The following is a 20,054-nucleotide window of genomic DNA, read 5'->3' as shown; positions in this document are numbered from 1 at the left end:
TACACTTCTAGCTTCGTCGGCAGCGTCAGATGTGTATAAGAGACAGGGCCAATCACCTGCAAGTCCAGCGTGAGCACCAAGGCGCTACAGCCTGCTTGGCGCACGCGCTCGATCATGTTGGCCATGGCCTCGCGGTCGCGCATCATGTAGAGCTGAAACATGAAAGGTGTGCTGGTGTGTTCGGCAATGTCTTCGATGGAGCAAATGCTCATGGTCGACAAAATAAAAGGAATGCCAAATTTCTCGGCGGCCCGTGCGGCCTTGATTTCGCCATCGGCGCTCTGCATGCCAGTCAGCCCCACAGGCGCAATGGCCACGGGCATTTTGGTGGGCACGCCCACCATCTGGGTGGCCGTGCTGCGGTTTTCCATGTTGACTGCCACGCGTTGACGCAGTTTGATTTTTTGGAAGTCGCTTTCGTTGGCGCGGTAGGTGCCTTCGGTCCAACTGCCTGAATCGGCGTAGTCGTAGAACATGCGGGGCACACGCTTTTGGGCCAAAACACGCAAGTCTTCGATGTTGGTGATCACGGGCATGGAGGTCTCCGAATTCTTAAAACCAAGATCCTAGCGGTCAGTCGCCTCTTGGCTTGTGATGAATGGGACAGTGAGATTGAAAAATTTTCGATTTACCCGGCGGTCTGGATGAGCGTTTTGTCATGCCAGTGAGCCTGGATTTTGGTGAAAAAATCAAAAATGATCTGTGAATATTATAAAATTAAAAAAATTATTGAACGACGGCTTTGAAGCATTTCAAATACTTTTGACCATGGATGACAAAGAATTCCAAAAAAGTTTCCAGATGATTGTCGACGTCGCCACGCAACATGGTTTCGTGACTCGAGAGTCATTGAAGAAAGCCTATGGCTTGACCGCCATGGAGTCGAGTCAAGTGATCCGAGTGGTCATGCAAAAGCACCCAGACTTGTTCAAATGGGACCATGCTTCCTCTTCGCACCGTGCACATTTGAAAGACGTTCAGAAAAAAAACAGCACCTGAACGGGATGTGCAGCGATGTCACAGGCAAAGCAGTGGACACCGTTGTATTGGCACCGTTGGAAGTGGGTCATGAAGCCGTGCGTTCTTGATGACGTTGCCACAACACATGGGTCAAGTAACCCACGATCAGCACATTGAGCAGCACCACACCTAAGTTGAGGGCAGACGGTTCACGCATGAGGTGAATCACTTCAAACGGAATGTAGATGCCGCCCGACAAGGCACCCAAATACTCGCCCCATGCTTTGCCAAGCCAAAGCCCTGCAGCTTCCACGAAGCGCAGCGAAATATAGGCTAGGCCGAGGACGACCAGCATCTGGACATCGGCATGGGGCAACAACTCGGCATAGTGCAGCAGCACGGAGGGGTAGTGCGCTTGCGGGTCGAGGCCAAAGCGACCAATCAGGGCCATCGCCAAAGCCCGGACATCGTGGTGAAGCAGGTCCAGCACGCCAATCAAAACAGCCGATGCCGCCACACCCTTGATGGCTTCAAAGCACGCAATGGCGTGGAGAGCGCCTCGCTGTGCTTTGTCACCTGTCATCAGGCAAGGCGCTGATGATGGCGCGCAATTTGCGCACGCACCTGCATGGGGGCGGTGCCGCCGAGGGTGTTGCGTGCGTTGAGGGAGCCGTGCAGGCTCAAGCAGTCGTACACATCTTTTTCGATCGAGGCGTGAAAGCTTTGCAGCACATGCAGCGGCAGCTCAGACAGATCGCAGTTGTGGCTGGTGGCAGCTTTGACGGCGTGGGCCACGGTTTCGTGGGCGTCGCGGAAGGGCAGGCCCTTTTTCACCAAATAGTCGGCCAAGTCGGTGGCGGTGGCGTAGCCTTTTTTAACGGCAGCCTCCATGGCTTGGGGGTTGACGGTGATGCCGCCTTCTTTCAGTCCGGTGGCTGGGTTGACTTGGCCGCCCACCATCTCGCTGAAGATGCGCAAGGTGTCTTTGAGGGTGTCCACCGTGTCAAACAAAGGCTCTTTGTCTTCTTGGTTGTCTTTGTTGTAGGCCAGCGGTTGGCCTTTCATCAAGGTGATCAAGCCCATCAAGTGCCCCACCACACGCCCGGTTTTGCCACGGGCGAGTTCGGGCACATCGGGGTTTTTCTTCTGCGGCATGATGGAGCTGCCGGTGGTGAAGCGGTCGGCAATTTGGATGAAGCCAAAGTTTTGGCTCATCCACAAAATGAGCTCTTCGCTCAGGCGGCTGATGTGCACCATGCACAGCGCGGCGGCAGCGGTGAATTCGATGGCAAAGTCACGGTCGCTCACGCCGTCCAAGCTGTTTTGCGACACCTGTGCCATGCCAGTGGCGTCCACCATGCCCAAGGTGTGAGCCACGCGCTCGCGGTCCAGTGGGTAGGTGGTGCCAGCCAGTGCGGCAGAGCCCAGCGGCAAGCGGTTGGTGCGGCGGCGGACGTCCACAAAACGTTCGGCATCACGCGCAAACATTTCTACATAGGCCAGCAAATGATGGGCAAAGCTCACCGGTTGGGCCACTTGCAAGTGGGTGAAGCCGGGCATGATGACCTCGACGTTTTTCTCGGCCACGGCGACCAGAGACTTTTGCAGCGCGTTGAGCAAGTCAATGATCAGGTCGGTTTCGCCGCGCAGCCACAGACGCACATCGGTGGCCACTTGGTCGTTGCGGCTGCGCCCGGTGTGCAGGCGTTTGCCCGCATCGCCCACCAGTTGGGTCAGGCGGGCTTCGATGTTGAGGTGCACGTCTTCAAGGTCCAGCTTCCATTCGAATTGGCCTGTTTCAATCTCGGTCCAAATCTGTGCCATGCCGCGTTGGATGTCGGCCAAGTCTTGTGTGCCGATGATGCCTTGATGCGCCAGCATGTCCGCGTGGGCCAGGCTGCCTGTGATGTCGGCTTGCCACAGGCGTTTGTCAAAGAACACGCTGGCGGTGTAGCGTTTGACCAACTCGCTCATGGGTTCGGAAAACAGGGCCGACCAGGCCTGGGACTTTGTATCGAGTTGGTTTTGGGAGGACATGGGTGTGATTTTATCGGTCCCGCCATGGCAGGGCCCAGACAGCGGGTCTTCAGGCGCGCCTGCTACCATTTGTGCCAAGTTTTTTCAAATTTCACTCACAGCGAGTTTGCAGCTTTGTCCCACCTGCCATTCCCCCAAACTTCCCTGATCATTGCCACCCGCGAAAGCCGTTTGGCCATGTGGCAGGCACACCATGTCAAAGATTTGCTGGAGGAGTTGGGTCACAGCGTGACTTTGCTGGGCATGACCACGCAGGGTGACCAAATTTTGGATCGCTCACTCAGCAAGGTGGGAGGCAAAGGTTTGTTTGTCAAAGAACTTGAGGTGGCGCTGGAGGAAGGCCGTGCCAATTTGGCCGTTCATTCGCTCAAAGATGTGCCGATGGATTTGCCCTTGGGCTTTGACTTGGCATGCGTGATGACCCGTGAAGACCCACGTGATGCCTGGGTATCTGCGCGCTACGCCAGCCTCAACGACTTGCCGCAAGGTGCGGTGGTGGGCACCTCCAGTTTGCGTCGCACGGTGTTGCTGCGTGCTTTGCGTCCCGATTTGAAGATTGAGCCATTGCGTGGCAATTTGGACACCCGCTTGCGCAAGTTGGACGAGGGCCAGTACGACGGCATCGTGTTGGCCGCCGCGGGCTTGAAGCGACTGGGCCTGGGGGAACGCATTCGCCATATCTTTGAGACCACCGAGATGCTGCCGGCTGCCGGTCAAGGCGCTTTGGGCATCGAGGTGCGCAGCGCCCATCCCGAAGTGGCCCAAGCCTTGGCACCACTGGCCGACGCCACCACCTGGTTGGCTGTGACGGCTGAACGTGCTGTGAGTCGCACCATGGGCGGCAGCTGTTCGATGCCATTGGCCGCTCATGCCACATGGCGTGAGGGTGTGCTGCACCTGCAAGCTGCCTGGGGCGATCCGCTGGGTGCGCCAGTGCTGTTGCGTGCCGAAGGCGCATTGACGCTCGACCGCGATGACCCCCAAGCACAGTCTTTGGCGCGTGCGTTGGGAGAGTCAGTGGCCGCCCAACTGCAAGCTCAAGGCGCGGCTTGAAGCGAACGGCGGGTGCTGTGCGTGTTTTGATCACCCGTCCGGCCAGCGATGCACCTGTCTGGGTTGCGGCCTTGAAAAATGCGGGCCACGACGCGCAGGCGTTGGCACTGATTGACATTGCCCCAGTGCCTGATGTGAAGCCGATGGACCAGGCCTGGTCATGCTGGCGGCAATGGCAGGCGGTGATGTTTGTCAGCGCCCCTGCTGTGCGCTACTTTTTTGCGCGCCAGCCTGAGCGCCATGTTTGGCGAGACGTCCACACACGCTGCTGGGCCACCGGCCCAGGTACCCGCAAAGCGCTGCTCAAAGCGGGTGTGCCCCCCGAGCTGATGGACAGTCCAAGCGACCAGGTTGGTCAATTCGATTCGGAAGCGCTGTGGCAAGAGGTCCATGCGCGGGTGGCCCCTCGCCTGCCGGTGCTGATTGTGCGGGGTCGTGACGCCGGTCCCCAAGTTCTTGCACCTGACGCCGATGTCACTGGATTTGGCCGTGATTGGCTGGCACAGCAACTCCAAAGTGTTGAGGTGCCTGTGCACTTTGTGGTGGCTTACCAGCGCCAAGCCCCAACTTGGACAGTGGCACAGTGCCGCGAGGCTGCGCTGGCTGCAACCGATGGCAGTGTCTGGTGTTTCAGCAGTTCCCAGGCCTTGGTCCACCTCCAACTCAATTTGCCTGCGCAGGACTGGTCGCGTGCGCGCTGCATCGTGACCCACGCGCGCATTGGCCAAGCCGCACAGGCCTTGGGTTTTGCGCAAGTGCGGGTGGCGCGGCCCGTGCTGGCCGATGTGTTGGCCTCATTAGAATCGTTGGCATGAAGCCTGAGCATGTCGAAGCACCCCTGAATCCATCCCACGCCAAGCCTGCACACGAGGCTCAGCTGGGTTCGCCTGTATTTGCCCCCTCTGCAGCGCTGTGGGTCACACGCAGCATTGGCGTGCTGGCCTTGATTGGCGCGGTCGGGGTTGGCGCCATGTGGTTCAAGCTGTCGGGCATTCAAGAGCAATTGGCGCGTCAAAGTGCGGACAGTGGCAGCCAAGCGGTGGCAGCCCGCTTGAGTGCCAAGCAAGCCGAGGAGTTGGCGCGCGAGACTGCTGCGCGTTTGGCGGTGACGGATGCCAAGCTCAGCGAAGTGTCTTTGCAACGCAGCCAACTGGAAGAGCTGATGCAAAGCTTGTCGCGTTCACGCGATGAGAACCTGGTGGTGGATATCGAGTCGGCGCTGCGCTTGGCCCAACAGCAGTCGCAACTCACAGGCAGTGTGCAACCTTTGTTGGCTGCGTTGAAGTCGGCCGAACAGCGGTTGACCAAGGTGGCTCAGCCCCGACTTGCGCCGGTGTTGCGGGCACTCACGCGCGACATCGAACGCATCAAAGCCACAGCGGTGACGGACACGCCCAGTCTGTTGATCAAGCTCGATGAACTGGTCAATGCCGTGGACAACCTGCCCTTGCTCAATGCGGTGGGTGTTGCCGCGGTCAACAAACCGGTGCTGGCCAAGCCAGAAAACAGCTGGGCCAGTGCCATCAGCGCAAGTTGGTGGGAGTACACACTGGCTGGCGTCTGGGATGACGTGCGGGGTTTGATCCGGATCAGCCGCGTGGACCGCCCCGAGGCCAGTTTGTTGGCCCCTGACCAAAGTTACTTTGTGCGTGAAAACCTCAAGTTGCGCATATTGAATGTGCGCTTGGGTTTGTTGGCGCGTCACTTTGATGTGGTGCGTTCGGATTTGAATTTGGTGATCCGCGATGTGACGCAATACTTTGACACCCAAAGTCGACAAGGCCAAACCACTTTGGCATTGGCGCGCGATGTCTTGGCGCAAGCCAAACAAACTGAACTGCCCAGAGTGGACGACAGCTTGGCTGCGCTCACCACGGCCGCGGCGGGGCGTTGAGATGAGAGCCGCACTTTGGTTGGTGGCCTTGTTTGGTGTGGCGGTGGCGTCTGCTTTGTTGGCGGGTGGCAACCAAAGCACGGTGACCGTGTTTTGGGCGCCTTATCGCCTGGATGTGTCGTTGAACTTGGCCCTGGCTGTGTTGGTGTTGGTGTTCATCACCGTGCATTTGGCTTGGCGCGCTTTGTCGGCTTTGCTCGACTTGCCGCATCAAGCCCGTCGCTGGCGTCTGCAGCAAAAAGAGCGTGCAATGCACGCCGCGTTTCTGGAGGCGCTGACGCAGTGGATGTCAGGGCGTTACCTGCGTGCCGTCAAGTCAGCCCAACAGGTGTTGCAACTTGAAGAGTTGCTTGCGGCCACCCGCACCCTGGCCGACCCGGCGCCGCGCCACGCCCTGCAACTGCGAGCTTTGGCGCATTTGATTGCGGCCGAGAGTGCGCAAGCTTTGCGTGATCGTGAAGGTCGCGACATGCATTTTCAATCGGCGCTTGCGCTGGCCGAGCAGCATCCCGGCGAGGCCATGCGCGAGGCTTTGGACGCCGCCAAATTGGGCGCTGCCCGTTGGTCACTCAGCGACCGAGATGCACCCCAAGCCTTGCACTGGCTGGACAGCCTGCCGCTGGGCACGGCTCGGCGCACACTCAGCTTGCGCATGCGTTTGAAAGCCACGCGTTTGAACCGCCAATATGCCTTGGCCTTGGAGACGGCGCGTCTGCTGACCAAGCATGGCGCATTTGCCGTCACTGCGGCCCACAGTTTGGTGCGTGAATTGGCCATCGCCAGCCTGAACGATGCGCATGACAGCGCTCAGTTGCAGCGAGCGTGGGACGCCTTGGAGCCCAACGAGCAAGCTGTGCCTGAGGTGGTGCTGCACGCGGCGCAACGCATGTTGTATTTGAGCGGTCAAGCCGAGTCGGTGATGCCATGGCTCACGCCTCTTTGGAACCGCATGGTGCAGCAGGCCGACAGCTGCACGCCCGCGATCCGCCAGCGGGTGGTGCAGTTGTTGTCACACGCCTTGGGACGCATGCCTGCCGATGCCGAATGGTTGGCCAGCATCGACCGCGCCCGTCAGGTGTATCCCCGTTGGGTTGAACTGCAGTATTTGGCTGGCATGGTGTGTTGGCAGCATGCCTTATGGGGCAAGGCTCAGCAAATGCTGGAGTTGGCAGCGCCTCAGCTCACCGATGCCGAGTTGCAGCGCCAAGCGTGGCGCACCTTGGCGCAATTGGCTGAGCACAAAGAAGAAACGGCGCGTGCCCAGATGTACTGGAAACGCGCCGCTGAGGTAGCAGCCGCTTAATTCAGCGGCTCTTCACAAAGACCTCACAGGTCTTTGCGTGTCTCCACCAGCACCAAGGGACCTTCATCCAACACCACCGGCACAGGACGCTCGCGGGGAATGTGGACAGGTTTGGGCTCTGCAGCGATGGCTGCTTGAACCGCTGCGACGCGCTCTGCGTCGGAGTTGACCCACTGCAAGCCACTGTGTTGGGCAATCGCCTCCAAGTCCGTCAACACCAGGGTGAACGGTTGCACGCGAGGCATGCCACGCGGTGCAGAGGAGGCTGCCGGGGCAGGCGCCGCCTGAGGCATGGCCGCAGGTGCTGACATGCGTTGGCTAGTTTCCGGCGCATGGGTTGCGTCGTGTCGTGGTGCAAAGTCGCGCGGTGCCTGTTGCGCTTCTGAGGCTTGACCTTCGGTCGCCAGAACTTCTTCACGCGGAGCGCGATCGCCACGTTCACGGCGGTCGCGGCCATAGCGGTCACGGGAACGACGTGGACGTTCGCCACCGTTGTCCTCGCTGGCTTGTGATCCCGCAGGCGCCAATGGCGCATCTGGCTCAGTCAACGGCAGTGTGCCTTGTGCATCGGCTTGTTCGTCCAACCGAGCAGGACGCTCACCCCGGCGATTTTCGCCACGTGGGCTGCGTTCGCGGCGGCCTTCGTTGCGCGCTGCATCGCCGCTCGCTTGTGGTTCGCCTGAGCGCTCTTCGCGGGCCATGCGCTCGGTGCGAGCCTTGGCACGCATCTCAGCTTGGGCTTCGGGGCTGTCGTCAAGGCCCACGGTAGCTTCGGGTTGGCGGCTGTTTTGTTGGCCATCCGCACTGGAACGGTTGCCACGGTTACGCTCCTGGCGCGGGCCTCGGCCTTCACCACGCTCACCGCGCTCTGCGCGCTCACCACCGCGATCGGTGCGGTTGTCCGTGCGTTCGCCATTGCGCTCTTGGCGCTCACCCGTACGGGCTTCGCCGCGCTCTGCGTTGCGGCCCTCAGCACGTCCTTCTGCGCGACCTTCAACGCGTTCGGTGCGTTCACCACGGCCTTCGCCGCGCTCTGCACGATCGCCGCCACGACCCCCACGGCCGCCGCGTCCGCGACCTTCGCCTCGGCCTTCATTGCGGCCTTCACCACGACCTTCGCCGCGTGGGCCACGGCCATCGCGTCGTCCGTCTTTCTTTTCTTCAGGCTTCGTCTCGACAGGTTGAGCTGCTGGTGCGGCATCGCTGCCACCGAACAAACCTTTGATCCAGCCAAAGAAGCCCTTTTCGGCTTGAGCCACTGGAGGCGTCGCTTTGGGGGCAGGTGCAGCAACCACAGCTTTGGGGGCTGCGGGAGGTTTGGGTTCTACCACCGGGGCGGGCGCATCGGGCAGCACACCTTTGATGACCGGCGTTTGCTTGTTGGTGGGCTCTTGTGAGCGACGTGTCACGGCGGTGGGGTCTTCCACCACTTCAACCATTTTGTAGCTGGGCTCGATGCGGTCGAGGCGCGGGTCGTCGTGCTTGAGTCGTTCCAACTTGTAGTTGGGTGTTTCCAATGACTTGTTGGGAACCAGCAGCACGTTGAGGCGCTGTTGCAATTCGATCTTGGCGATCTCGGTGCGTTTCTCGTTCAACAAGAAGGACGCGACTTCCACCGGCACTTGGGCGTAAACCGCGGCCGTGTTGTCTTTCATCGACTCTTCTTGGATGATCCGCAGAATTTGCAGTGCCGAACTTTCGGTGTCACGTACGTGGCCTGAACCACCGCAGCGTGGGCAAGGGATCGAGGCACCTTCGGACAGAGCCGGGCGCAGACGCTGACGGCTCATTTCCATCAAACCAAATTTGCTGATGGTGCCAAATTGCACACGGGCCCGGTCTTGACGCAATGCATCGCGCAAGCGGTTTTCCACGTCGCGGCGGTTGCGTGACTCGTCCATGTCGATGAAGTCGATCACGATCAGGCCGCCCAAGTCGCGCAAGCGCATCTGACGGGCCACTTCGTCAGCGGCTTCCAGGTTGGTGCGGGTGGCGGTTTCTTCGATGTCACCCCCTTTGATGGAGCGGGCAGAGTTGACGTCGACCGAAACCAAGGCTTCGGTGTGGTCAATCACAATGGCGCCGCCTGAGGGCAGGGTGACTGTGCGGGCGTAGGCCGATTCGATTTGGTGTTCAATTTGGAAACGGCTGAACAACGGTGTGTCATCGCTGTAGCGTTTCACGCGGGCTGCATGCTCGGGCATGACGTGGGCCATGAACTGCTGTGCTTGGTCGTAGATGTCGTCGGTGTCGATCAGGATGTCACCGATGTCGTTGTTGAAGTAGTCACGAATGGCGCGAATCACCAAGCTGGATTCCTGATAGATCAGGAAGGCACCTTTGGTTTTGCTTGCGCCATCAATCGCCGTCCACAACTTGAGCAGGTAGTTCAAGTCCCACTGCAATTCGGGTGCGGTGCGGCCAATGCCTGCGGTGCGGGCAATGATGGACATGCCGTTGGGGTATTCCAACTGGTCCATGGCTTCTTTGAGTTCCGCGCGGTCATCGCCTTCGATGCGACGGCTTACACCGCCACCTCGTGGGTTGTTGGGCATCAGCACCACATAGCGGCCGGCCAGGGAGACGAAGGTGGTGAGGGCTGCGCCCTTGTTGCCGCGTTCTTCTTTCTCGACTTGAACCAGCAACTCTTGGCCTTCGCGGATCACGTCTTGGATGCGCGCTTGGCTGACAGAGACGCCTTGGGCGAAATACTGTTTGGAGATTTCTTTGAATGGCAAAAAGCCGTGGCGGTCTTCGCCGTAATCGACGAAGCAAGCTTCGAGCGACGGCTCGACGCGTGTCACGATGGCTTTGTAGATGTTGCCTTTGCGCTGTTCGCGACCTTCAATTTCGATTTCGTAGTCGAGCAGTTTTTGTCCATCGACGATGGCCAGGCGACGCTCTTCAGCCTGGGTTGCATTGATCAGCATCCGTTTCATGATGCATTCCTTCACGTTGTCAAATCATCACAGGCCCATGACGGGCCAACGATGCCGGAACAAACGTCAGAAAACGAAGGGAATTGCCGCTGAAACCGAAGCCATTCGCGTATTAACGCTGGCGACGGTGGGTGGGCGCGTGGATGGGGGCGAGTCGTGTGCCGGGTTGTGCGTGCGCCATGGGTATGGCGGGTACACGGAGGGCCGGGCTTGACCAGAGGGGAATGGCAATGCGTGCCACGCTGCGCGCTTGCAAAGGCCAAAGCCATTGCGTGCAGAGTTCCAACATCATCATTACCAAAACCATGAGGCTTGCTTCTCGCTGTGATCCGTTGTTGAAGCCGTTCTAGCTTCAACAACTGGGGGTATTCCGTTTCAGTGTTTTCTGAGCATCGGCTCATCTTTTGGGGTGCGGGCCATCCAGTCTCTTGGGTACTGGGTCTGCGTCGCAGGCACAAAAGGGGCATCGACCTCACCGCGTTTGTTGGTCCGTGCTCTAATCTCAGTTAAATCAAGCACTTAGAACAAAACGCTGGTGAATAACATTATAGAGGCAGCCACCCCTGCCGAAGCCCCCTCGGTGAAAACCCTCGCTGTTGACGAAGACTCGGCGGGTCAGCGGTTGGACAATTTTTTGATGCGCCACCTCAAGGGCGTGCCTAAAACACATGTCTACCGCATCATTCGTTCGGGTGAGGTGCGGGTGAACAAAGGCCGTGCCACGGCGGACCAGCGGGTGGTGGCAGGGGATTTGGTGCGTCTGCCCCCGGTGCGTATTTCGGCGCAAGTCGCGGCCAAGGTCGACAACCCAGCACCGGCACGTGAGTTCCCGGTGCTGATGGAGGACGAAGCCTTGATCGCCATTGACAAGCCTGCAGGTGTGGCGGTCCATGGGGGCAGCGGCGTGAGCTTTGGCGTGATTGAACAGTTGCGTCGGGCTCGGCCTGCGAGTTTGAATTTGGAGTTGGTGCACCGCTTGGACCGCGAGACCTCGGGTGTTTTGCTGGTGGCTAAGAAGCGCAGCGCACTCAAGCATCTGCAAGATCAATTTCGCGACCGCGAGACGGGCAAGACTTATTTGGCCCTGGTCCTCGGGCTGTGGCCATCGAATAAAAAAGTGATCGATTCGCCTTTGCACAAATACATTGTGGAAAAAGGCGATGGTGAGGGAGAGCGGCGCGTCAAGGTGGTGGGCAAGGATGACCCGAACGGCATGCGTTCTGTCACCTTGGTTCGGGTGGCGCGAACGGTGGGCCCTTACTCTTTGCTGGAGGTGACCATCAAGACCGGTCGCACCCATCAAATTCGCGTGCACCTGGCCAGCCAAGGCCACCCGATTGCCGGAGATGACAAATACGGCGACTTTGAGCAAAACAAACAATTGCAAAAGCTGGGGCTCAAGCGCATGTTTTTGCATGCGTGGCAGCTTAAATTTCAGCATCCGCAAAGTGCACGCCCCATCACTTTACAAGCGCCGTTGCCGCCTGAGTTGCAACACTTCGTGGATTCCATTCAGCCGCGCATCCAATCTCAACCCGAAGATTTCTGAAAGCCATGACTTTGCGACCCCGTCAATTTGATTTGATTGCTTTCGATTGGGATGGCACTTTGTTCGATTCCACCCAAATCATCACCCGGTGCATTCAACGCGCGGTGGTGGATGTGGGCGGGGTCATGCCGAGTGAGGAGGCCGCCTCGTATGTGATTGGCATGGCCTTGATGCCTGCGCTGGCGCATGCCGCACCTGATGTGCCTGAATCTGAGTACCCCTTGCTCAATGCGCGTTACCGTTTCCATTACATGCAGCACATGGATGACATTGCCTTGTTTGACGGCGTGTTGCCCATGTTGGAGGCGCTGCGTGCAAGACACCATTGGTTGACGGTCGCCACGGGTAAAAGCCGACGCGGTTTGGATGAGGCCTTGCACTCGTCTGAGTTGAAAGGCGTGTTTGATGGTTCTCGCACAGCCGATGAGACTGCGGGCAAACCGCACCCTCTCATGCTGCATGAATTGATGCGTGAATTTGGCGTTGCGCCTGAACGCACCTTGATGATTGGTGACACCACCCATGACTTGCAGATGGCGCTCAATGCAGGATGCGCCAGTGTGGGCGTGAGCTACGGGGCTCATGCCCACGACCAATTCGAGCTTTTGAATCCGCGTTTTGTAGCGCATTCGGTGGGGGAGTTGCACGATTGGTTGTTGTCCCATGCCTGATTCACACATGCCAGCGCAGGTGGCGCTTTGCTCAAGCATGGATTTGGTGGAGGGCGGCCTCGCAGTGCCTTTTGACGTGGTGTATGCGGGCCAAACGTGCCGAGCGTTTGCCGTGCGATTTCAAGGCCGCGTCCATGCCTACCTCAACCGCTGCAGTCACGTGGCGATGGAGATGGATTTTCAAGCCAACCGACTCTTCGATGACACCGGCCAGTGGTTGCTGTGTGCCACTCACGGCGCCGCTTATGCGCCTGACACAGGCGCATGTGCAGGCGGCCCGTGCCGAGGTGGTTTGGTGAAAATTGACCTCACAGAATCCAGTGGCGTGGTGCACTGGCATACTGCTTACAACCTCAAGCCCTTTGAATTTTTGTTCTGAGTTCTGATTTATTTTTCGCAAAGAAGCCGTCATGTCTGACCCTTATTTCTCTGAGCAAGCCCCAGAACCCTCCAGCCCAAAGTCGACTTGGGAACGCGAAGCCTTGGAACGCTTGGCGTTTGCCACTTTGGCTGAGCAACGCGCTGCGCGGCGGTGGCGTATCTTTTTCCGCTTTGCTTGGTTGCTCTTTGCTGTGGCACTGTTTTGGACTGGCTTGCACAAAGGTGGCATGGGGGGCACGAATCCGAGCCAACCGCACACTGCGGTGGTCGAGATCAAGGGTGAAATTGCCGATGGTGCCGATGCCAGCGCGGAATGGATCGTCACGGCATTGCGAACGGCCTTTGAAGATGAGGGTTCCCAAGCTGTGGTGTTGTTGGTCAACTCTCCTGGTGGAAGCCCTGTCCAAGCCGGCATCATCAACGACGAAATCCATCGTTTGAAGAAAAAGCACAACAAACCGGTTTACGCTGTGGTGGAGGAGTCTTGTGCTTCGGCGGCTTACTACATCGCGGTGGCGGCCGACGAAATTTATGTCGACAAGGCCAGCATCGTGGGCAGCATTGGCGTGTTGATGGACGGTTTTGGCTTCACGGGTTTGATGGATAAGCTGGGTGTGGAGCGCCGATTGATGACGGCAGGCGAGAACAAGGGCTTCTTGGATCCTTTCAGCCCGCAAACCAAACCTCAACGTGCGCATGCTCAAACGTTGCTGGATCAAATTCACCAGCAGTTCATCCAGGTGGTGCGTGAGGGGCGCGGCAAACGCTTGAAAGAAACGCCTGAGTTGTTCAGTGGTTTGTTTTGGAGTGGTCAACAAGCGGTTGACTTAGGCCTGGCCGATGGCCTAGGGAATTTGGACTATGTGGCGCGTGAAATTGTCAAAGCTGAAGACATCATCGACTACACCCGCCACGACAACGTGGCTGAGCGTTTGGCCAAACGCTTTGGCGCTGCCATTGGCGAGGGTGCGGTGCATGCGCTGCAACGGGTGCAACCCTTGCGCTGAGTGGTCAAACGAACCCAACCAAGGCTCCCTGGTGGAGCCTTTGTCATTTGCCGATGGCAAATACGGTGGGCTGACCCGAAATGGCACTGGGCTCGTTTCGCCAAGCTTGAACACTTCGGCAACTGACGTCCATGCTTGGCAGTGTCAAACCGCTGGCGCGGGCCAGACGGGTGCTGCTGTGTAAGCCCCGAAGCAAACCCTCCCAGAGGGCTTGATTGCGGTAGGGTGTCTCAATGAAAAGCTGGGTCTGTCCTGTTTTGAGGGCCAGTGCTTCGAGCTCCCGCATGCGTTGGGTGCGCGCTGTGGCGTCTTGGGGCAGATAGCCCACAAAAGCAAAGTTTTGCCCGTTCAATCCACTGGCGGCCAGAGCCAACAACAAGGACACTGGGCCGATCAAGGGCACCACGCGCAGGCCTAATTCAAGGGCGGCTCTGACAACGGATGAGCCGGGGTCAGCCACGGCAGGCATGCCGGCTTCACTCACCAAGGCGATGTCTTGTCCTGTCAAGGCTGTTTTGAGGAGCGGCTTGGCATCAAATTGGCCCGCATGGTCGCCTTTTTTATGGACTTCGCGAGGCAGCTCGGTGATGGTGAGTTGCTGCACAGGCAAGGCCAAGGGCAGCACAGAGTCGACGCGTTTCAAAAAAGCACGGGTGCTTTTGGCGTTTTCTGTGATCCAGTGGGTGGTCTGACTTGCCACTTGCAGGGTGGCCTGAGGCAGCACATCGCTGAGGGGCGCTTGGCTGTCACAGCCAAAATCGAGAGGCGTAGGCACCAAGTACAAGGTGCCCCATGTGGGGAGCGTTGACATCACAGTTCTACGCCCGCCGCTCGCAACATGCGCGAGGTTCTGATCAGCGGCAAGCCAACCAAGGCGGTCGGGTCGTCGTTATGAATCGCCTCAAGCAAGCTGATACCCAAGCCTTCGCTTTTGGCGCTGCCTGCGCAGTCATAAGGTTGCTCAGCCAACAAATAAGCTTCAATTTCCGCATCACTCAAGTTGCGAAACTCGACCTTGACCTGAGCGAGTTCGCACTGCTCAAAGCCTGAAGCCTCGCACACGACGGCAACTGCCGTTTGAAATACCACCGTTTGACCTCGCATGCGCTGCAGCTGCTCCACGGCCCGCACATGGATGCCAGGTTTACCCAAGGGCTCGCCCGCCAGATCGGCCACTTGGTCCGAGCCGATCACCACAGCCTGCGGATGCAAGACCGACACGGCTTTGGCTTTGGCCAAGGCCAATCGACAGGCCAAAGCCTGGGGCGATTCATGAGGCAGAGGCGTTTCATCGACATGCGGTGCGACCACTTCAAATGGGACCCGCAAACGGCTTAACAGTTCGTGGCGGTAGCGCGAGGTAGAGCCCAAAATCAGGGCGCGATGAGAGTTTTGCATGGTGCAATTCTCTTACACTGCCCAGATGGAAAACCAATTGAATGCACCGCACATTGATGTCAAGGCTTTTGCGAAAGCCCAGACACATTTGTCTGGAGAGACGCCGCTCGCACAATTTGAGCGAATTGCTCAGGATTGTGTGGGAGAGGTGACGGGCGATGTGGTGTGGTCCGTCCAAGGCGCGATGAAGACTTCACCCTCAGGCGCAGATGCGGCTTGGCTGCATTTGGACGCAACAGCCCATGTTCCTCTGACGTGTCAGCGTTGTTTGGGATCGGTGAGTTTGGCTTTGCGCCTGGACCAAGACTTTCGGTTTGTCGCCGATGAGGCGACTGCTTTGGCCCAAGACGAGGAGTCTCAAGAGGATGTGCTGGTGCTCAGCCGCGACTTTGATGTGTTGGCTTTGGTGGAAGATGAATTGCTCATGGCCATGCCCATCGTGCCTATGCATGAAGCTTGTACCAGTGAGCGAGCACCAACTTCTGGAGATGAAGAGGTTGACGTTTCCACCGAAAAACCCAACCCATTTGCTGCTTTGGCAAGTTTGAAAATAGGCAAGGCCTGAAAATCAGTGACTTGGTCTATAATCGTGGGCTTCGTGTCACACTGGCCTTGAGTTGGTTTGTGGCCCCATGATCAACCCACTTTCACGTTCAGGAGCCAACCATGGCTGTCCAACAAAACAAAAAATCTCCTTCCAAGCGCGGCATGCACCGCTCGCACAATGCGTTGAACGTTCCTGGCACTGCTGTTGAGCCCACCACCGGTGAAACTCACCTGCGTCACCACATCAGCCCCACAGGTTTTTACCGTGGTCGCAAAGTGCTCAAAAGCAAATCAGAAGCCTGATTGACTTTGATACACATAGGCCCGTGGCACTGTAAGCGCCTCGGGCTTTTGTTTTTTTCACGAGACTTCGCATGATCACTGTGTCTGTTGACTGCATGGGCGGTGACCATGGGCCACGCGTGACCCTCGCTGCATGCCGTCGCTTTTTAGAGACGCATGCGCAAGCCAAGCTCTTGCTGGTTGGCTTGCCAGAGGATTTGTCGTCTTTTGTCCATCCCCGTGCTCAGGTGGTTGCTGCTTCAGAGGTGGTGACCATGGATGATTCGGTCGAAGTGGCCATGCGTCGCAAAAAAGACTCGTCCATGCGCGTGGCCATTGAGCAGGTCAAGGGTGGCTTTGCCCAAGCGGTGGTATCTGCAGGGAATACCGGTGCATTGATGGCGATTGCGCGCTATGTGCTCAAAACCATCGATGGCATCGATCGGCCTGCGATTGCAGGACGAATGCCCAATTTCAAGGGGGGCGGCACCACCATGCTCGATCTGGGTGCCAATGTCGATTGCACGCCCGATCATTTGCTCCAATTTGCGGTGATGGGATCGGCCCTGGTTTCGGTGCTCGATGACATCGAAAGCCCGTCGGTGGGACTGCTCAATATTGGTGAAGAAGCCATCAAAGGCAATGAAATCATCAAAAAAACGGGCGAATTGCTTCGATCTGCTGCCAACTCCGGTGATTTGAATTTCTATGGCAATGTCGAAGGCAATGACATTTACCAAGGCACGGTCGATCTGATCGTATGTGACGGATTTGTGGGGAATGTGGCCCTCAAAGCCAGCGAGGGATTGGCGCACAAAATCAGTGAAACGCTTAAAAATTCTTTTACTCGCAATATCTTCACCAAAATCGCCGCTATTTTTTCTTATCCTGTGCTCTCCGACTTCAAAGACAAAGTCGATCACCGCCGTTACAACGGGGCAGCCTTACTGGGTTTGAATGGTATTGTTTTCAAGAGCCATGGTTCTGCCGATGAAGTGGCTTTTGAGACGGCATTGAACCGGGCGTATGATGCGGCTCATCACAACTTGCTTGAACGTGTGCGAACGCGCATTGCCCATGCCGCTCCACTGCTGGCCTTTGCGCAATCTGCCGAAGCCAGCGCTTGAGCCCTCTGATCAATGACCCGTTTTTCCCGAATTACCGGCACCGGAAGTTTTCTCCCCCCACGTCGGTTGACCAATTCAGATTTGGTGGCGGAATTGGCGACACAAGGCGTCGAAACTTCGGACGATTGGATTGTTGAACGCACGGGCATTCATGCGCGCCACTTTGCTGCCCCAGAGGTGGGCAGCAGTGACTTGGCCTTTGAGGCGGCAAAAAACGCTTTGACTGCTGCGGGTCGTCGACCCCAAGACGTTGATTTGATCATTGTTGCCACGTCCACCCCGGACATGGTCTTTCCCTCCACGGCTTGCATCTTGCAGCACAAGTTGGCACAAATTGACGAAGCTTCGGCGGGCATTGCAGGCGCGCCTGCGTTTGATGTGCAAGCGGTGTGCAGTGGCTTTATTTATGCGCTGACCGTGGCGGATGCCATGATCCGAGCCGGTTCGGCCAACCGTGCATTGGTGGTCGGTGCAGAGGTGTTCTCGCGCATCTTGGACTTCAAAGATCGAACCACTTGCGTCTTGTTCGGCGATGGCGCGGGTGCGGTGGTACTGGAAGCTTCTGATCAACCTGGAATTTTGGCCACCGACATCCATGCCGATGGCAAGCACGCTGGCATTTTGTGCGTGCCAGGCCATGTGCGAGGTGGAGAAATTTTGGGAGACCCTGTTCTTAAGATGGATGGACAGGCGGTCTTTAAGCTGGCAGTCGGCTTGTTGGAGGGGGCTGCACATGCGGCTTTGAACAAGGCAGGACTGAAAGAATCAGACATCGACTGGTTGATTCCACACCAAGCCAATATTCGGATCATTCAGAGCACGGCCAAAAAACTCAAACTGTCCATGGACAAGGTGGTTTTGACCGTCCACAACCACGGCAATACATCTGCAGCATCCATTCCTTTGGCATTGGACGAGGCTGTGCGCAGTGGCCAAGTCAAGCCTGGGCAAACGCTCATGCTCGAAGGTGTGGGTGGCGGGTTCACTTGGGGTGCGGTGCTGCTCAAGTTGTAATCCCCCTGAAGGGTGTATCAAACCAAGCATAGATTTATGAAGCCATTTGCATTTGTTTTTCCGGGTCAAGGTTCTCAGTCTGTCGGCATGTTGGACGCTTGGGGCGATCACCCGGTGGTCGCACAGGCATTGGCTGAGGCATCTGACGCCATGGGCGAGGACATCGCCAAGTTGATCCATGAGGGACCTAAAGAAGCGTTGGCCTTGACCACCAACACCCAACCGGTGATGTTGGTGGCCGCTGTGGCGGCTTACCGTGTGTGGTTGGCTGAAGGCGGTGCGTCACCGTCTGTGGTGGCCGGTCATTCTCTGGGCGAGTATTCAGCTCTGGTGGCCGCGGGTTCTTTGACACTGGCCCAAGCTGCTCCGTTGGTCCGCTTCAGGGCCCAAGCGATGCAAGAGGCCGTGCCCGTCGGTACGGGCGCCATGGCCGCTATTTTGGGTTTGGAGGCCGGCAAGGTCATTGCCGGTTGCCTGGAGGCCCAGGCAACATTCGGTGCGGGTTCTGCCGAGGTGGTGGAGGCTGTGAACTTCAATGACCCCAGTCAAACTGTGATTGCGGGCAGCAAAGCTGCCGTTGAGAAAGCCTGTGAAGTCCTCAAAGCCCATGGTGCCAAGCGGGCTTTGTCTTTACCTGTCTCTGCCCCTTTCCACTCCAGCTTGATGCGACCTGCCGCAGATCGCTTGAAGGAAAAGCTGGCGGACACTCGGATTGCTGCGCCGCAAATACCGGTGGTCAACAACATCGATGTCATGGTGGAAACCGAGCCAGATCGCATTCGCGCCGCCTTGTTCCGTCAGGCGTTTGGCCCGGTTCGCTGGGTCGAGTGTGTGGCTGCGATCAAAGCCCGTGGGATCTCTACCTTGGTGGAGTGTGGGCCCGGAAAAGTCCTCGCGGGCATGACCAAACGCATTGACCCGGAATTGACCGGTTTGCCCTTGCTGGATCCGGCATCTTTAGCGGACGTAAAAACGGCCTTGGCCTGAATGCATATGAGTGAACAACACACGACCCCCCAAGTGGCTTTGGTGACAGGTGCCTCGCGAGGTATCGGTGCATCGATTGCCCAATTGTTAGCCCAGCAAGGTTTTTCCGTCATCGGCACGGCCACCAGCGACGAAGGTGCAGCCAAGATCAGCCTCACCTTGTCGGCTTACCCTGGCTGCAAGGGTGCCAATTTGAATGTCAACGATGCGGCGGCGATTGAGGCCTTGGTTGATGGCATCACCAAAGAGCGTGGTGCCCTGCATGTGCTCGTCAACAACGCCGGCATCACCCGTGACATGCTGGCCATGCGCCTGAAAGATGACGATTGGGATGCGGTGCTCGACACCAACCTCAAGGCTGTATTTCGTCTTTCGCGTGCCGTGATTCGTCCAATGATGAAACAGCGCTATGGCCGCATCATCAACATCACCAGCGTGGTGGGCGCCTCTGGCAATCCAGGTCAAGCCAATTACGCGGCCGCCAAAGCTGGCGTTGCTGGCATGACCCGCGCATTGGCTCGTGAGCTAGGCAGTCGACACATCACCGTGAACTGCGTGGCGCCAGGCTTCATAGAAACGGATATGACCGCGGCCTTGCCCGAAGAACAACAAAAAGCCCTGCTGTCCCAAATCCCCCTGGGACATTTGGGCAAACCGTCGGATGTGGCCCATGCCGTGGCTTACTTGGCCAGTGCCAATGCGTCTTACGTCACGGGTCAAGAACTGCATGTCAACGGTGGCATGTTCATGGTTTGAGACAACTCAAACCGAAGGTTTCAAAACGGTGTGTCCGCCCGGTTAAAATTGCGGACTTATTCACAACCCTCTGAGGGACCCCATGAGCGATATCGAAGCACGTGTCAAAAAAATCATTGCCGAACAACTTGGCGTGGAAGAGTCACAAGT

At 57.8% G+C, this 20,054-nt stretch carries 22 protein-coding genes and 1 pseudogene; 16 read left to right on the top strand and 7 right to left on the bottom strand.

Translation table 11 applies throughout. The annotated features are described in order from the left end of the window. Positions 1-536: alpha-hydroxy-acid oxidizing protein (locus tag ACKWJN_RS15845; RefSeq protein WP_408598512.1), on the bottom strand; the 536-nt coding region annotated here is incomplete at its 3' end. A 232-nt stretch (positions 537-768) separates the two neighbouring features. Between ACKWJN_RS15845 and ACKWJN_RS15840 the strand changes: the two genes are divergently transcribed. Then, positions 769-999, top strand: a complete 231-nt coding sequence (locus ACKWJN_RS15840; RefSeq protein ID WP_408598510.1) for a hypothetical protein — start codon at positions 769-771, stop codon at positions 997-999. Between the two features lie 67 nt (positions 1,000-1,066). On the opposite strand, the gene ACKWJN_RS15835 is transcribed toward ACKWJN_RS15840, so the two are convergent. Together ACKWJN_RS15835 and argH are read right to left on the bottom strand one after the other, a co-directional pair. Continuing rightward, positions 1,067-1,543 (bottom strand): DUF2127 domain-containing protein, encoded by a 477-nt coding sequence (locus tag ACKWJN_RS15835; RefSeq protein WP_408598508.1) that lies wholly within the window; start codon positions 1,541-1,543, stop codon positions 1,067-1,069. Further along, positions 1,543-2,997 carry an argininosuccinate lyase gene (gene argH, locus ACKWJN_RS15830; protein WP_408598506.1) on the bottom strand — a complete coding sequence of 485 codons (1,455 nt, stop codon included), beginning with the start codon at positions 2,995-2,997 and terminating at the stop codon, positions 1,543-1,545. The genes ACKWJN_RS15835 and argH overlap by 1 nt, the downstream gene beginning before the upstream one ends. Positions 2,998-3,174: 177 nt before the next feature. On the opposite strand from argH, the gene hemC reads away from it, so the two are divergent. Genes hemC through ACKWJN_RS15810 form a run of 4 tightly spaced genes read left to right on the top strand, consistent with a single transcriptional unit; the run spans position 3,175 to position 7,247 of the window. After that, positions 3,175-4,050, top strand: coding sequence for a hydroxymethylbilane synthase (gene hemC, locus ACKWJN_RS15825; RefSeq protein WP_408598516.1), 876 nt, complete (start codon positions 3,175-3,177; stop codon positions 4,048-4,050). Next, the gene (locus tag ACKWJN_RS15820) at positions 4,047-4,865 is read left to right on the top strand and encodes a uroporphyrinogen-III synthase (RefSeq protein WP_408598504.1); all 819 of its coding nucleotides are present in this window, start codon (positions 4,047-4,049) and stop codon (positions 4,863-4,865) included. The genes hemC and ACKWJN_RS15820 overlap by 4 nt, the downstream gene beginning before the upstream one ends. After that, complete coding sequence (locus ACKWJN_RS15815) at positions 4,862-5,944, top strand: uroporphyrinogen-III C-methyltransferase (RefSeq protein WP_408598502.1); 1,083 nt, start codon at positions 4,862-4,864, stop codon at positions 5,942-5,944. The genes ACKWJN_RS15820 and ACKWJN_RS15815 overlap by 4 nt, the downstream gene beginning before the upstream one ends. Before the next feature lies 1 nt (position 5,945). After that, on the top strand, positions 5,946-7,247 hold the full coding sequence (locus ACKWJN_RS15810; protein ID WP_408598500.1) for a heme biosynthesis protein HemY: 1,302 nt from the start codon (positions 5,946-5,948) through the stop codon (positions 7,245-7,247). A gap of 23 nt (positions 7,248-7,270) precedes the next feature. On the opposite strand, the gene ACKWJN_RS15805 is transcribed toward ACKWJN_RS15810, so the two are convergent. Beyond that, a complete protein-coding gene (locus tag ACKWJN_RS15805; RefSeq protein WP_408598498.1) occupies positions 7,271-10,186 on the bottom strand; it encodes an Rne/Rng family ribonuclease in 2,916 nt (971 codons plus the stop codon). A gap of 112 nt (positions 10,187-10,298) precedes the next feature. Beyond that, positions 10,299-10,493, bottom strand: a complete 195-nt coding sequence (locus ACKWJN_RS15800; protein ID WP_408598496.1) for a hypothetical protein — start codon at positions 10,491-10,493, stop codon at positions 10,299-10,301. 228 nt (positions 10,494-10,721) lie between these two features. Here ACKWJN_RS15800 and ACKWJN_RS15795 point away from each other — a divergent pair, with 228 nt between their 5' ends. The 4 genes from ACKWJN_RS15795 to ACKWJN_RS15780 are packed head-to-tail and all read left to right on the top strand — an operon-like array spanning position 10,722 to position 13,794. Beyond that, a complete protein-coding gene (locus tag ACKWJN_RS15795; RefSeq protein ID WP_408598494.1) occupies positions 10,722-11,735 on the top strand; it encodes an RluA family pseudouridine synthase in 1,014 nt (337 codons plus the stop codon). A 5-nt stretch (positions 11,736-11,740) separates the two neighbouring features. Continuing rightward, positions 11,741-12,406: an HAD family hydrolase gene (locus ACKWJN_RS15790; protein WP_408598492.1), complete on the top strand. Its 666-nt coding sequence runs from the start codon at positions 11,741-11,743 to the stop codon at positions 12,404-12,406. A gap of 7 nt (positions 12,407-12,413) precedes the next feature. Next, positions 12,414-12,785 carry a Rieske (2Fe-2S) protein gene (locus tag ACKWJN_RS15785; RefSeq protein WP_408598514.1) on the top strand — a complete coding sequence of 124 codons (372 nt, stop codon included), beginning with the start codon at positions 12,414-12,416 and terminating at the stop codon, positions 12,783-12,785. A 31-nt stretch (positions 12,786-12,816) separates the two neighbouring features. Continuing rightward, a complete protein-coding gene (locus ACKWJN_RS15780) occupies positions 12,817-13,794 on the top strand; it encodes a S49 family peptidase (protein WP_408598490.1) in 978 nt (325 codons plus the stop codon). 43 nt (positions 13,795-13,837) lie between these two features. On the opposite strand, the gene ACKWJN_RS15775 is transcribed toward ACKWJN_RS15780, so the two are convergent. Further along, positions 13,838-14,605, bottom strand: coding sequence for an SAM-dependent methyltransferase (locus tag ACKWJN_RS15775; protein ID WP_408598488.1), 768 nt, complete (start codon positions 14,603-14,605; stop codon positions 13,838-13,840). Further along, positions 14,605-15,192 carry a Maf family nucleotide pyrophosphatase gene (locus ACKWJN_RS15770; RefSeq protein ID WP_408598486.1) on the bottom strand — a complete coding sequence of 196 codons (588 nt, stop codon included), beginning with the start codon at positions 15,190-15,192 and terminating at the stop codon, positions 14,605-14,607. Before ACKWJN_RS15770 ends, ACKWJN_RS15775 begins: the two co-directional genes overlap by 1 nt. 184 nt (positions 15,193-15,376) lie before the next feature. Between ACKWJN_RS15770 and ACKWJN_RS15765 the strand changes: the two genes are divergently transcribed. From ACKWJN_RS15765 to ACKWJN_RS15735, 7 genes and pseudogenes are all read left to right on the top strand, one after another. Further along, positions 15,377-15,757 carry a YceD family protein gene (locus ACKWJN_RS15765; RefSeq protein ID WP_408598484.1) on the top strand — a complete coding sequence of 127 codons (381 nt, stop codon included), beginning with the start codon at positions 15,377-15,379 and terminating at the stop codon, positions 15,755-15,757. Between the two features lie 101 nt (positions 15,758-15,858). Further along, positions 15,859-16,041 (top strand): 50S ribosomal protein L32, encoded by a 183-nt coding sequence (gene rpmF, locus ACKWJN_RS15760; RefSeq protein ID WP_100146447.1) that lies wholly within the window; start codon positions 15,859-15,861, stop codon positions 16,039-16,041. 71 nt (positions 16,042-16,112) lie between these two features. After that, positions 16,113-17,147: a phosphate acyltransferase PlsX gene (gene plsX / locus ACKWJN_RS15755; protein ID WP_408598482.1), complete on the top strand. Its 1,035-nt coding sequence runs from the start codon at positions 16,113-16,115 to the stop codon at positions 17,145-17,147. A 12-nt stretch (positions 17,148-17,159) separates the two neighbouring features. After that, positions 17,160-18,161, top strand: coding sequence for a beta-ketoacyl-ACP synthase III (locus tag ACKWJN_RS15750; RefSeq protein ID WP_408598480.1), 1,002 nt, complete (start codon positions 17,160-17,162; stop codon positions 18,159-18,161). 36 nt (positions 18,162-18,197) lie between these two features. After that, on the top strand, positions 18,198-19,148 hold the full coding sequence (gene fabD, locus ACKWJN_RS15745) for an ACP S-malonyltransferase (RefSeq protein ID WP_408598478.1): 951 nt from the start codon (positions 18,198-18,200) through the stop codon (positions 19,146-19,148). Positions 19,149-19,154: 6 nt separating this feature from the next. After that, the gene (fabG, locus tag ACKWJN_RS15740) at positions 19,155-19,904 is read left to right on the top strand and encodes a 3-oxoacyl-ACP reductase FabG (protein WP_408598476.1); all 750 of its coding nucleotides are present in this window, start codon (positions 19,155-19,157) and stop codon (positions 19,902-19,904) included. An 82-nt stretch (positions 19,905-19,986) separates the two neighbouring features. Then, a pseudogene (locus tag ACKWJN_RS15735) lies at positions 19,987-20,054 on the top strand (acyl carrier protein); the annotation flags it as partial.

Origin of the sequence: Limnohabitans sp. (genome assembly GCF_046052825.1) — a bacterium.
Taxonomy (GTDB): domain Bacteria; phylum Pseudomonadota; class Gammaproteobacteria; order Burkholderiales; family Burkholderiaceae_C; genus Limnohabitans.
The sequence above is the reverse complement of the archived record's forward strand: the minus strand, read 5'-3'. Positions and strand labels throughout refer to the sequence as shown.